Here is a 13,359-nt window from a genome sequence, read left to right on the forward strand (position 1 = left end):
CATCGACCTGTGCCAGCGCCTGGCGCACCTCGTCGCGCCAGGCGCCCCGGGCCGCTTGCAGGAGACGACCGTCCTTGATCGTACCGGTCGCGCCGATACCTCGGCTCAACAACCAGGCGGCATAGTCGAAGCCGTGTGGGTTCAGCAGCCCGGCGGGCCGTTTGAGCTTCACCGCCAATCGCCAGCGTTCGCCGCTGTTGATGGGCGGGCCACCGAACCAGGCGAGGCGCAGCGTTGTCGGTAATCGGGTACGACGTGAATGGGCATCGGCCAGTTCGAAGCGCACCACGCCATCGCCCTGTTGCGGCAAACCGACGACGCGCCCCTCGACCCAGCGGGTTTCGCCGTCGAGCGCGGCGGGCAACCGATCGTCCAGCGCACACTGCGCCGACAGGCAGGCCCAGGCCAGCCCGAACAGGAAAAAACCCAGCGGGTAGCTTCGAAACGGCAACGCCATCAGCGCCAGCACCGGCATGACTGCAATCAGCCACAGCGGCGGCAGTGCCGGTAAAAAAATCGGGGCCAACAGCCCCAGTGCAAACGCGACTAATCCTGTGCGCATAACCCGTCCTTGAGAGTGCCCTGTTCAGGCATAGACGGTCAGCGGCACCGCTGGCGTTATCAATTGTCACAAAGTCTGAATCTGTCAGCCGTAGAATCCAGACATACTTGCGGCCTTACTGCGTTGAACCGACCGAGAAGCCTTATGCCCCGGCGCCTATTCAAACGTTACATGCCAGACCCAGAGAGCATTCGGGAACATAAATCCTTACGTTTTCTCGGCACCCTGCTGCACGACCCCAACCTTTGGCACCTCAATCGACACTCTGTGGCCCGGGCAATGGCCGTCGGTCTGTTTGCCGCGTTCTTGCCGATCCCGTTGCAAATGCTGCTGGCCGCCGCACTGGCCATCACGGTGCGCGGCAACATGCCGATTGCGGTGAGCCTGGTGTGGCTGACCAATCCGATCACCATGCCGGCGGTGTTCTTCTGCACTTACCAGACCGGCGCCTGGCTGATGGACGTGCCCGCCCGGACACTGCCCGAAGAACTGACCTGGGAATGGATCAGCGGCCAGTTGTCCACCTTGTGGCAGCCGTTCCTGCTCGGCTCGGTGGTGACCGGCCTGGTACTCGGCGCCCTCGCCTACTTCGTCACCATGAGTTACTGGCGCTGGTGGGTAGCCCGACAGTGGAGGCGGCGCAAGAAAAGCCGGATGTGAAATACAAAAAGGCCTCCTGGGAATGGAGGCCTTTTTTTGTGGTGTTCTTACTGGCCTCTTCGCGAGCAAGCCCGCTCCCACACTGATCTATGTCGAACGCTAATCTTGCGTTCACTGAATATCGAGTGTGGGAGCGGGCTTGCTCGCGAAGAAGGCGACGCGGTCTTGTCAGGTACGCATCCCGCGCCCGCTGACCAGCAACCGCGCGCAACCGATGTAAAGCACCACGGTCGCCACCAGCATGAAGGTAATCGCGATGCTGATCTTGATGTCCGATACCCCGAGGATGCCGTAGCGAAAGGCGTTGACCATGTGCAGCACCGGGTTGGCCAGGGACACGGTCTGCCAGAACGGTGGCAGCAAGGAGATCGAGTAGAACACCCCGCCCAGGTAGGTCAGCGGCGTGAGCACGAATGTCGGGATGATGGAGATGTCATCGAAGTTGCGCGCAAACACGGCGTTGATGAAACCCAGCAGCGAAAAGATCGTGGCCGTGAACACCACCACCAATACCGTTACCCCCAGGTGATGCACCTGCAAATCGGTGAAGAACAACGACAGCAGGGTCACGATCAGGCCCACCGCCAGGCCGCGCAGCACACCGCCCAGGGTATAGCCGATGAGGATCGTATGGGGCGACACCGGCGAGACCATCAGCTCTTCGATCGAGCGCTGGAATTTGCTGCCGAAGAAGCTCGACACCACGTTGCCGTAGGAGTTGGTGATCACCGACATCATGATCAGCCCCGGCACGATGTAGTCCATGTACGTGAAGCCGCCCATATCGCCGATCTGCCGGCCGATCAGGTTACCGAAGATCACGAAGTACAAGACCATGGTGATGGCCGGTGGCAGCAGCGTCTGCGGCCAGATCCGCGTGAAGCGCCGGACTTCACGGTAAACGATGGTATTGAGGGCGATGAGGTTGGGGCGCAGTTCGGAACTCATGCTCATACCGCCACCTTCGCCAGATTTTTCTCCACCAGGGACACGAACAACTCCTCGAGGCGATTGGTTTTGTTGCGCAGGCTCTGCACTTCAATGTTCTGCAGGGCCAACTGGGCGAACAGCCCGGTGATACCCACGGCTTTGTCCACCTGGACTTCCAGGGTGTGGCTGTCCACCAGGCGAGCCGGATAGCCAATGAGCTGCGGGACCACTTGCAGATCATTTTTCAAATCCAGCAGGAAGGTTTCCACATGCAGTTGGCTGAGCAACTGGCGCATGCTGGTGTTCTCGACGATGGTGCCGTGGTCGATGATGCCGATGTTGCGGCACAACTGCTCAGCCTCTTCCAGGTAATGGGTGGTGAGGATGATGGTGATGCCTTTCTCGTTCAGTTCGGTCAGGAAACTCCACATCGAACGACGCAGTTCGATGTCCACGCCGGCAGTCGGCTCGTCGAGGATCAGCAGGCGCGGCTCATGCACCAGCGCGCGAGCAATCATCAGGCGCCGTTTCATGCCGCCGGACAATGAACGGGACGGCACGTCACGCTTGTCCCACAGGCCCAGTTGGGTCAGGTACTGCTCGGCGCGCTCGTTGGCGATCTTCGGCGGGATGCCATAGTAACCCGCCTGGGTCACAACGATGTCGAAGGTCTTTTCGAACTGGTTGAAGTTGAATTCCTGGGGCACCACGCCGATGCAACGCTTGAGAGCGGCGGGCTCGCGGTCCAGGTCATGACCGAAGATGTTCACCGTGCCGCTGGTCTTGTTCACCAGCGTGGAAAGAATACCAATGGTGGTGGATTTGCCGGCGCCATTGGGGCCGAGCAAGGCAAAAAAGTCACCTTCGGCGACGTCCAGATCGATACCACTCAAGGCCTGGAAACCGTTGCCGTAGGTTTTGGTTAGCTGCCGGATGGACAGAGCGGAACTCATATCGGATTACGCACCAAGAAGGGAGGGAAGAAAAGAATAGATAAGGGCGGGCGGCGAGCAATACAACCACGGCGCACGAAGGCAATGGTGCTTGGCGTCACCGCACAAGTACAGTCAAGTGTGTCGATAGTAAGTATTAAGTCAACGCGGTCATGACAGCCTTGCGGTAGGCCGCACGCTGCTGCAACCGCGCGTACCAGGCCTGCACACCGGGCAGTTCGGCGCGCTGGATGGGCATCTCGAACCAGGCATAAATGAAACTGCCCAGGGGAATGTCACCCATGCCGATTTCATTACCCGACAGGTAGGGCTGCTCACTCAAGGTCTGCTCGACCATCGCCAGCAAGTCATCGCACTCCTTGATCGCCGCGTTGATGGCCGCCCAGTCCTGTTGCTCGGTCGGGGTGCGCAAGACGCCCCAGAACACGGTGCGAAACGGTGCGGCAAAACTGGCAGTGGTCCAGTCCATCCACTTTTCAGCCTGGGCCCGTGCCTGTACGTCAGCGGGATACCAGGCCGAACCCGACGCATGACGAGCTGCCAGGTAACGCACGATGGTGTTGGATTCCCAGAGCACGAAGCCGTCATCCTCGATCATCGGGACTCGGCCATTGGGGTTTTTCGCACGGTACTCGGGCGTGTCCACCACACCGAATGCCCCGCCCGCATCAATGGCCTCGTAGGCCAGCGCCAACTCTTCTGCGCACCACAACGCCTTGCGCACATTCGATGAATTTTTCCGGCCCCATATCTTCAGCATCACGGCGTCCTCGATGGATAAATGCCGCAGCAGCATACGCCGGATCAGGCACGACTCAAATCGCCCTGCATGTCACCGAGCAAGAGTGGCACCTGCGCGCCGAACAGGTGCGGGTAGCATTTCTCCAGGTGTTCGAAGAAGAACGCCTCGGGCACATCGGCGAACGGGCCGTGGTCGGTGACGTACTCCATCAGCTTTGCCCCTTGTCGATTGAACGGGTGGAAAACGCTGTCGTGGCGACCGTCGAATTCCAGCGGGGCCACGTCGAACAACTCGCACAGCCCCTGGTTGAATGCCGGCGTGGCCTTGACCCAGCGGTCGTTCAGGTACAGCTCGGTATAACCGTGCATGGCGAACACGTCGCTCTTGAGCAATTCCAGCAGGCGCGGCGTAGACAGGTGATTGCGCACATCCGCCAGGCCGATGCGCGCCGGGATGCCGCAATGCCGGGCGCAGCCGGCCAGCAAGGTAGCCTTGGGCACGCAGTAACTTTCGCCTGCGGCCAGCGCGTAGCTGCCGCGCAGGGTCGCCGGGTCGCGACTGAAGGTATAGGGGTTGTAGCGCACCGCCTCGCGCACGGCGTAATACAGGCTGACCGCCTGGGCCAGCGGGTCGCGGTCGGTGCCACGGTGGGTTTCGGTGAACGCGATGACCGCAGGGTGATCGCTGTCGATGAAGGGGCCGGGGTTCAGGTATTGCTGCATAAAAGGAAAGCCTCTCGGGAAACATCACTCCCCCTCAGGGTCGAACTCGGTCTTTGTGGCGAGGGGATTTATCCCCGCTGGACGCGAAGCGGCCCTACACCTGACACCTCGGTGTGTCAGGCAGATTGAGTGGGCCTGCCTTGGGGCTGCTTCGCAGCCCAGCGGGGATAAATCCCCTCGCCACAAGTACCGTGTTCGGCTGGGGCTGACTGTGTCCGAGTTTATCCGCAGCCCCCGGCCAGCGATAACGGCATTCCGGCCAAACAATGGCGTTTTCTCACCTTGTTAACGAACGATTTCCCACGGCTGTTGCCAACCAGACTGGCGCAATGCACCCAGGGTTTCCCACGAAATCAATCACATCGCGCTGACCGCCGGTTTTGCAGATGCCGTCTAAGCTCTGAAGGTCGGTTTTGCCTTGGTTCACGGAGGATTACATATGCTGTTGTTGTGGATACTGGTCCTGGTCGTCGGGATCGCCTGGCTGGCGCATCGGCGCACCGACCCGCTGCCCGCGCTGGGGATCGTCGCGGTCTACCTGTTGGCCATGGGCATTTTCAGCCATGCGCCCGGCTGGCTGCTGCTGATCCTCTGGGTGGTACTCGCCGCCGTCGCGGCCCCGCTGCTGCTATCGGACCTGCGCCGCAAGTGTTTCAGCGCGCCGATGTTCGACTGGTTCCAGAAAACCCTGCCGCCCATGTCCGAGACCGAGCGCGACGCCATCGATGCCGGCACGGTGTGGTGGGACGGCGAACTGTTTAGCGGTCGCCCGGATTGGGACTTGCTGCTGGCCTACCCCAAGGTGCAACTGACCGAGGAAGAGCAGGCGTTCCTCGACGGCCCCACCGAAGCCCTCTGCGCAATGGTCAGCGACTGGCAGATCGGCCAGGCCATGGACCTGCCGCCTGAAGCCTGGGCTCATATAAAGGAGCACGGGTTCTTCGCACTGATCATTCCCAAGGAATACGGCGGCAAGGGGTTCTCCGCCTATGCCCACTCCCAGGTGGCGATGAAACTGGCCACGCGCAGCGGCGACCTGGCCTCCACCGTGATGGTCCCCAACTCCCTCGGCCCGGCAGAACTGCTGCTGCACTATGGCACCGATGAACAACGCGACCATTACCTGCCGCGACTGGCCCGTGGCGACGACATTCCCTGCTTCGCCCTGACCGGGCCGTTGGCCGGCTCCGACGCCGGGGCGATGCCCGACACCGGCATCATCTGCAAGGGTGAATGGGAAGGCCAGGAAACATTGGGCCTGCGCCTGAACTGGGAAAAGCGCTACATCACCCTTGGCCCGGTGGCCACCCTCCTCGGCCTGGCCTTCAAGGCGTATGACCCCGACCACCTGCTAGGTGAGGAAGAAGACCTGGGCATCAGCCTCGCCTTGATTCCCACCGACACCCCTGGCGTGCATATCGGCCGCCGTCACCTGCCCCTTGGCGCCGCGTTCATGAATGGGCCGAACTGGGGCAAGGACGTATTCATCCCGCTGGACTTCCTCATTGGCGGCCAGGACATGCTCGGCAAGGGCTGGATGATGCTGATGAACTGCCTGTCGGTCGGGCGCTCGATTTCCCTGCCGGCGGTGGGCACCGGTGCCGCGAAGTTCACCAGCCTGGTAACGGGCCAGTACGCCCAGGTGCGCGAGCAATTCAATGTACCGTTGTCGGCGTTCGAAGGTATCCAGGAGGCCATGGCGCGCATCGGTGGCAACGCCTGGATGATGGATGCTGCACGCATGCTGACCGCCAACGCGGTGGACCTGGGGGAAAAGCCTTCGGTGCTGTCTGCCATTCTCAAGTACCACCTGACCGAACGCGGCCGCGAGTGCATCAGCCACGCCATGGACGTGCATGGCGGCAAGGGCATCATCATGGGCCCGAACAATTACCTGGGTCGCAGCTGGCAAGGTGCGCCGATCTTCATCACGGTCGAAGGCGCGAACATCCTGTCGCGCAACCTGATGATCTTTGGCCAGGGCGCCATTCGCTGCCATCCGTTCGTGCTCAAGGAAATGGCCCTGGCAAGCCGTGAAGACAAGGACCAGGCGCTGGTCGAGTTCGACGCCTTGTTGCTCAAGCACATTGGTTTTGCCGTGAGTAACGCCGCCAGCACCCTGGTGCTAAACCTGGGCCTGGGGCATTTCGAGAAGGCCCCCGGCAATGCCTTGAGCCAGGGATATTTCCGCGCCCTCAACCGGCAGGCAGCGGCATTTGCCCTGCTGGCGGACTTGAGCATGATGCTGCTGGGGGGTGAACTCAAACGCCGTGAACGCTTGTCGGCCCGCCTGGGCGACGTCTTGAGCAACCTGTACCTGGCGTCCGCCGCGCTCAAGCGCTATCACGACCTGGACTCGCCGGACCACATGAAGCCGCTGTTCACCTGGGCCATGGAGGAAAGCCTGGGCCAGTCGGAGCGTGCGCTGGATGAACTGCTGAGCAACTTTCCGAACCGGGTGCTGGGTTGCCTGTTGCGGCTGGTGGTGTTCCCCTTCGGTCGTCGTCACAAGGGCCCGAGCGACAAACTCGACGCCGAGGTGGCGGCGGTCATCGGCCGGCCCAAGGGTGACCCGACCCTCGAAGAGTTGCTGCAGGGCTGCTATCGCCCGCAATCGATCGACGACCCGGTGGGCGCCCTGCAACACGCCGCCGACCTGCTGGCCGCCGCCCATCCGCTGCACAAGAAACTGCACGTCGCGCTCAAGCAGGGTCAGCTCAACCCGGCGCCGGGCGAGCCCCTCATCGACGCGGCCCTGGAAGCGGGTGTGCTGCAAGCCGGTGAAGCGCAGACCTTACGCACGGCCGAGGCGGCGCGGCGCAAGGTCATCGATGTGGATGACTTCGATAAGGAGGAGTTGACGCTGGCGCAGGACAAGGTCCGTTGATCGTGACGGCCAGGTACGCCGTCACCTATAGCTGGTCACCTATAGCTCTTCACCTATAGCTCTTCACCTATAAAAGCGGGCGCAAGGGCTTTATACTCCTGCGCCCGTTTTGCTCTTGAGGACTTATCTCGTGTCCAATGTCGTTGCCGATCACCTTGTCTTGCTTGACCACTTGCGCAGCATCCTGGTCGCCGTGGGTGAGGCCGAACAGGTGCCCGAAGAAAGCCATGCCCTGTTTCTGGAGCGCTTCGACGAGTTGCGCGCGCAACTGCCCGTCGACCCGATCGAAAGCCAGTACCTGGGCCAGGACCTCCTCTGCCAGGTGATCGTCCGTTATCCACAGATCGCCCACCTGGTGCCTCGCGACCTGCTCTGGTACTTCGCCGGCGACTGCCTGCACTACATGCCCGACGAAGAAATCGCCCTGTACCAGGCCCTGGAGGAGCGTCGTTTCGAAGCCGAGCAAAACGACGAGCCTTTCGACTGGAACCAGGAAAAACAATTGCTGGCGATGTCGGAGCAGGACAGCAAGCACTGATTGCGATCCGTCATGCAAAGGCCCGCACGGTTAACCCGGCGGGCTTTTTTTTGCCTAGCCAACGTGTGTCGCCTGGACGGGCCTCATCGCGAGCAAGCTTTGCTCCCACAGATCGGAAGGGTGTACGACCGCAAGAGCCAGGTCGGCTATCAGGCCGCCTCGCTTTTGCTTTTGATCTGGAGGCCCCGTTAACCACGATGGCCGAACGCAGGCATTGTGGAGTGGGCAACCCGGCATGGATGCCGGGATAGCCGCGCTGGGCCATGGATGGCCCTTCGCGGCGGGCCCACGGAGCAATGCCGGAGAGAGGGCATGCCGAGCCTAGGCGAGGCACCGAGTGGTGGGGCAAGCCTTTTTTGCTTACTTTTTTGGCGTCTGAAAAAAGTGAGCCGCCGTAAGGGCGGAACCCTAAGTAGCCGTTACCGCAGCAACGGATATGTACCTGGTCAACAAAATCCATGTCGACTGACACCCCGCCATCGCGAGCAAGCTCCCCACTGGTTTGTGGTTGATCATAAAATTCATGTACGCAGCGGCTTCTGTGGGAGCGAGCTTGCTCGCGATGGGGCCGGTCAAAACAACCCATCACTCTCCGGCAACTCATAACCTGGCGCGACCTTGCTGGGGCCACTCTCGCCGCCCACCGTGCTCAAGGTCGGCTCCTTCTCCAGGCACGCCACCAGATAATCAATGAACACCCGCAGCTTGGGCGGCAGGTAGCGGGTCGGTGAATGCAGCAACCACAAGCCACCGTGGTAGGAAGCCAGGAACGTCCAGTCGGCCAATACCTGCACGATCAAGCCTTGCTCCAAGGCATGACGGGCGGTGAAGTACGGCAGGCTGCCAATGCCGATGTGCTGCAAGACGGCCCCCAACCGCACGCCCGTGTGATTGGCCGCGTAGCGCCCATGCACGCCGACAGTGACGGACTTGCTGCCTTTCTTGAATTTCCAGCGCGCATCGTTCGGGGTTGCCCCCAGGTAAATGCAGCTGTGTTCCAACAAGTCGTGAGGATGCGTGGGCGTACCGTGTTCGGCCAGGTACTGCGGCGTGGCGCAGAGCAGGTGATCAATGGTCAGCAACTGACGCCCCACCAGCCCGACCGGAGGTTGATCGGTAATCCGGATGGCCAGGTCGACATGATCGTCGATCAGGTCAACCTGCCGATCCTCCAGAAACAACTCCACATCGACCTTCGGATAACGACGCAAGAATTCGGGCATGTGCGGATGAATCACGAAACGCCCCACCGCCTTGGGCACGCTGACGCGGATGCGGCCTTCAGCCTCCTGAGTGAACTGCCCGCTGATTTCCATTACCGACCGAGCGGCGGCGACCATTTCCTGACAGCGCTTGAACACCTCTTCCCCGCCATCGCTCAAACGCAACTTGCGGGTGGTGCGTTGCAGCAAGCGGGTCGCCAGGGCTTTCTCCAGGCGAGAAATACTGCGGCTGATGGCCGACGGGGATGAGCCTGACTGGCGGGCCGCCTCGGAGAAGCTGCCGGTCTCCACGACCTTGACGAAGATGGCCATTTCGGCCAGCAACGGCAACGGTAGATTTGTGCTCATGGCGCAACAGTCCTTTGAAATTTGAACGGATTATCACCCTTTTACGCCCTCCCTATAATCCCGTCACAATTTCTGATGTGGATATGGCACATGACGCTTCGCCTCTTTTTCCATAGCGATGACCTCAAGGCCAACGTGGAAGTCCTGGATTGCAGCCCCCGGGAACATGAGTTTGCCGTGGTGCTGCACGCCACCCTGTTCCACCCCCAGGGTGGCGGGCAGCCCTGCGACACCGGATGGATCGGTGAAAGCCAAGTGCTGCGCGTGGTCCAGGATCGGCCACAAATCGTTCATTACGTCGACTGCCCGGTGGCCTTGGGCATGGCTGAGATCCGCGTGGAGGCGCAGCGCCGACAGTTGAATGCGCGCCTGCACTCGGCTGGGCACCTGATCGGCCATTTCGCCGAGACCCGTGGCTGGACGCCGATCAAGGCCCATCATTGGCCCGGCGAAAGCCGCGTGCAGTTCCAGCCTGGGGAAAATCCTCAGGAACTGGACATCTCGATGATTCAGCAAGGCATCGACGAATGGATTGCCGATGACCTGCCGCGCCTGATCACGTTGCGCGAAGGCCTGCGCGAAGTCGGTTTCGGTGAACTGACCGCCTATGGCTGTGGCGGCACCCACGTGCAGCGCCTGCAGGAACTGGGAACAGTCATCATCGCCTCGCTTTCGCAAAAGAAAGGAACACTGTCAGTGCACTACCACGTGGCCTGATATCCGCCAGCCCCTGCGACCAGGAATGGCTCGCAGGCCTCGCCTCCCGCAGACAGATTTGCTCCTGCGAATCCCCCTTCACAACACAAAAAGACAAATTATTGACGCCTGCTTGAGCGAACTTTTTCCTTCCGTCACTTTTTAGTCATTTTTTTGATTCCTGGCGTGGCGCTTTGCCATGCTTGAACTACCGTCAAACAGAAGCAAGGACGGGGTCGGTAAAACGCTCCTGAAGCGACTTGATCGACACCGTCACTGCCTTCGAAAATCCCGGAGATCCCGGGTACCGAAACGTTGTTTGCAAGCAGCCTGTCGTTCAGTCAGGCCGGTGAAATGCGCCCGTTTGCTTATAGCGACGAGGCCTGAAACCGGCATCAATGAACGGTCAGGCGAGATGGAAAGGGGCAGCCCGGGCCTCTTAAGTGATCCGAGGCAAATAGTTAAGCCTAGGGATGGTCTCTTCATCGAGGATCACTTCATGACCCAGCGCACTGCACCCGTTTTAAAACATTTCATTCATGGCCTGTTCTGGATGGGGCTTGGCTTGGAGGCGGCCCAGGCCGCAGCGGCAAACTGTTCGCAACTGGACAGTTTGCCGGCAACCTTCGAGGTCGGCCAAGGGCTCCAGAGCGAACTGCGCATCCTCGCCCCCGTGACGAAGTTGGCAGTCGGCGACCCGAAAATTGCCGATGTGCAGCCCAGTGGCAGCGATGCCTTCATCCTCACAGGCCTGGCGCCCGGCGCCACCAGCCTGATGGTCTGGACCGACTGTTCGAAGATACCGCGCCAGAGCATGGTGTTTGTCAAAGGCCGGGCCACTGAGGCGCTGACGGGCGCTGCGAACATGCCTTCCGAAGACCCGATGCTGCTCGCCCAGGTGCAGACTGACATTCGTTTCGTCGAAGTCAGCCGGACCAAGCTCAAGGAAGCCTCGACGTCGATTTTCGGCAGCCGTGGCAATTTCCTGTTCGGCTCACCAAGGACCTTGCCCACCATCGGCGGTGTTGTCCGGCCTTCATTGCCGGTCAATAACGACATGTTCAACCTGTCTTTCGCCACCGGTAAGACCCTGTTGATGATCAACGCCCTGGAAGGCAGCGGTTTTGCCTATACCCTGGCGCGGCCGAGCCTGGTGGCCCTCAGCGGGCAGAGCGCGAGTTTCCTGGCCGGGGGCGAAGTGCCGATCCCGGTGCCCAGTGCCGGCAGCGACAACGTGTCCATCGAGTACAAGGAGTTCGGTATTCGCCTGACCCTGACCCCCACCGTCATCGGCAAGAATCGCATCGTCTTGAAGGTGGCACCGGAAGTCAGTGAGCTGGATTTCACCAACGCGGTGAACATCGCCGGGACATTGGTGCCAGCACTCACGGTGCGCCGTACCGATACCAGCATCGCCCTGGCCGATGGCGAAAGTTTTGTCATCAGTGGCCTGATCAGCACCCGCAACAGCTCCCAGGTAAACAAGTTTCCTGGGCTGGGCGATGTACCGATTCTCGGCGCGTTCTTTCGTGACAATTCCATCAACCGCGAAGAGCGCGAACTGCTGATGATCGTCACACCGCACCTGGTCCAACCGTTGGCGGCCGACGCGCAACTGCCGACCTTGCCGGGTGAACAGCTGCGCAATTACGACCCGAATTTCTACCGCATGTACTTCCTTGAACATGGCGAGTTTGACAACCGCAGCGGGCTTTCCCAATGAGCCGGCGCCTGATGTGCAAGGCGTCCGGTGTCCAACGGTTTGCCAAGGGGTATTCAATGAAAGCAGTGATCGCATTAGCGGCAACCTTGATGCTCGCTGGTTGTGCCAGCAATGGCGTGGTGGTTTCTCGCTCGGCCGATTGCGCCAAGCCCGGGGCCGACCAGGAGCTGGCCTTGAACATGGCGGAAGACATGGCCAACGAGGGTCGTTTGTACGCCAGCCTGGCGAACCTCGAACGCTTGCCTGAGGACTTGGTCCAGGTCCGTCTGCGCAAGGCCCGGGTGCTGCGCCTGATGGGGCGCAACGAGGCCACTCCGTTGTACCAAAGCCTGCTCGGGACGTGCCTGGCCGCAGACGGTGAACATGGCCTTGGCCAGTTGGCGGCTGCCAAAAATGACAATGCCGCCGCCACCCAATACCTCGAACGCGCAGCGAAAATGGCCCCGACCGACGGCAAGATCCGTAATGACCTGGGGGTTGTCTACCTCAATCAACGACGCGTTTCAGAAGCCCGTTTCGAGTTCATGACCGCCATGGAGCTCCAGCAGTCAGACACGCTGGCCGCGCTCAACATGGTGACCCTGCTGATCTACCAGGACAACTGGAAGCAGGCCGCCGAGCTCGCGAACATGGCCAAGCTGAGCCCCCAGCAAGTGGCAGATGCCCAAGCCCGTGCGGAAAAAATCAGGGGTTCGGCCACTCAGGCAGTGACGTCACCCGCCAACCGCCCCACCGAGATCGTCGATGCCTCAACCGGCGCGGTCAAGTAGAGCGTTACGAGGAGTTCAAGAAATGATGACCAAACAATTGATGATCGTGTGCATGGTGAGCCTTTCCAGCGGCGCCTGGGCCATTGAGCCTGGCCCCTCTTCGCCAGCACAGCAAGGCACCGAGAGCTGGATGCAACTGCAGATTCGCGGCGTAGTGGCCTCCACCAACCTGCAAACCGCCTCTGCCGCCGAACGCGAGATGGCCATGCAGCGTTGGCTCAACAGCTTCAACTACCCGATCCCGGAATTCTTTGACCAGGACTCGGCAGGAGAAATCACCAGCAGCAAATGAAGCACGCTGGAAACGAAAAGACCGCAGCCCTCGACAGCGCCTACATTTGATCCGATGTAGGAACTGCCGGGGGCTGCGGTCTTTTGGCTGACCGCCGAAAAAACCTGGGGGAGCAAGCTAGCTCGCGATGTCGGTCGCACACTTAGCACCTTCATTGACTGTCACACCGCTATCGCGAGCAGGCTCGCTCCCACAATGGGCCTGGGGTGAATACAAGACCCATGAACACCCAAGATCACCTGTGGGAGCGAGCTTGCGATGGGGCCTTCATATCCAACATCCATGCAAACTGACCCACCGCTATCGCGAGCAA

General features: G+C 60.8%; 13 protein-coding genes. 7 read left to right on the forward strand and 6 right to left on the reverse strand.

Annotation, left to right across the window (positions count from 1 at the left end):
• The coding region (locus CFII68_RS18820; protein ID WP_018604107.1) for a ComEC/Rec2 family competence protein at window positions 1-562 on the reverse strand (562 nt) is incomplete at its 3' end.
• Window positions 563-706: 144 nt separating this feature from the next.
• Between CFII68_RS18820 and CFII68_RS0125885 the strand changes: the two genes are divergently transcribed.
• A complete protein-coding gene (locus CFII68_RS0125885) occupies window positions 707-1,222 on the forward strand; it encodes a DUF2062 domain-containing protein (RefSeq protein ID WP_033062539.1) in 516 nt (171 codons plus the stop codon).
• 168 nt (window positions 1,223-1,390) lie between these two features.
• On the opposite strand, the gene CFII68_RS18815 is transcribed toward CFII68_RS0125885, so the two are convergent.
• The 4 genes from CFII68_RS18815 to CFII68_RS18800 form a co-directional block, all read right to left on the reverse strand.
• Complete coding sequence (locus tag CFII68_RS18815; protein WP_018604111.1) at window positions 1,391-2,170, reverse strand: ABC transporter permease; 780 nt, start codon at window positions 2,168-2,170, stop codon at window positions 1,391-1,393.
• A gap of 2 nt (window positions 2,171-2,172) precedes the next feature.
• Entirely contained in the window at window positions 2,173-3,105 is a 933-nt protein-coding gene (locus CFII68_RS18810) for an ABC transporter ATP-binding protein (protein WP_018604113.1), read from the reverse strand.
• 136 nt (window positions 3,106-3,241) lie between these two features.
• Window positions 3,242-3,865, reverse strand: coding sequence for a glutathione S-transferase family protein (locus tag CFII68_RS18805; protein ID WP_018604115.1), 624 nt, complete (start codon window positions 3,863-3,865; stop codon window positions 3,242-3,244).
• 44 nt (window positions 3,866-3,909) lie between these two features.
• Window positions 3,910-4,569, reverse strand: coding sequence for a transglutaminase family protein (locus CFII68_RS18800; RefSeq protein ID WP_018604117.1), 660 nt, complete (start codon window positions 4,567-4,569; stop codon window positions 3,910-3,912).
• Between the two features lie 439 nt (window positions 4,570-5,008).
• Between CFII68_RS18800 and CFII68_RS18795 the strand changes: the two genes are divergently transcribed.
• Window positions 5,009-7,456 (forward strand): acyl-CoA dehydrogenase, encoded by a 2,448-nt coding sequence (locus tag CFII68_RS18795; protein WP_018604118.1) that lies wholly within the window; start codon window positions 5,009-5,011, stop codon window positions 7,454-7,456.
• A 130-nt stretch (window positions 7,457-7,586) separates the two neighbouring features.
• A complete protein-coding gene (locus tag CFII68_RS18790) occupies window positions 7,587-7,994 on the forward strand; it encodes a PA2817 family protein (RefSeq protein WP_018604120.1) in 408 nt (135 codons plus the stop codon).
• 572 nt (window positions 7,995-8,566) lie between these two features.
• Here the strand turns inward: CFII68_RS18790 and CFII68_RS18785 are convergent.
• Complete coding sequence (locus CFII68_RS18785; protein WP_018604122.1) at window positions 8,567-9,565, reverse strand: LysR family transcriptional regulator; 999 nt, start codon at window positions 9,563-9,565, stop codon at window positions 8,567-8,569.
• A gap of 90 nt (window positions 9,566-9,655) precedes the next feature.
• Between CFII68_RS18785 and CFII68_RS18780 the strand changes: the two genes are divergently transcribed.
• The 4 genes from CFII68_RS18780 (at window position 9,656) to CFII68_RS18765 (ending at window position 13,046) form a co-directional block, all read left to right on the forward strand.
• A complete protein-coding gene (locus CFII68_RS18780; protein ID WP_018604125.1) occupies window positions 9,656-10,282 on the forward strand; it encodes a hypothetical protein in 627 nt (208 codons plus the stop codon).
• Window positions 10,283-10,760: 478 nt separating this feature from the next.
• Complete coding sequence (locus CFII68_RS18775; RefSeq protein WP_018604128.1) at window positions 10,761-11,984, forward strand: type II and III secretion system protein family protein; 1,224 nt, start codon at window positions 10,761-10,763, stop codon at window positions 11,982-11,984.
• Between the two features lie 56 nt (window positions 11,985-12,040).
• Window positions 12,041-12,754, forward strand: coding sequence for a tetratricopeptide repeat protein (locus CFII68_RS18770; RefSeq protein ID WP_033062540.1), 714 nt, complete (start codon window positions 12,041-12,043; stop codon window positions 12,752-12,754).
• Between the two features lie 22 nt (window positions 12,755-12,776).
• Window positions 12,777-13,046, forward strand: a complete 270-nt coding sequence (locus tag CFII68_RS18765) for a DUF3613 domain-containing protein (RefSeq protein WP_018604132.1) — start codon at window positions 12,777-12,779, stop codon at window positions 13,044-13,046.
• Window positions 13,047-13,359: the final 313 nt, after the last annotated feature.

The sequence above is a fragment of the Pseudomonas sp. CFII68 genome, assembly GCF_000416195.1.
Classification (GTDB): Bacteria; Pseudomonadota; Gammaproteobacteria; order Pseudomonadales; family Pseudomonadaceae; genus Aquipseudomonas; species Aquipseudomonas kilonensis.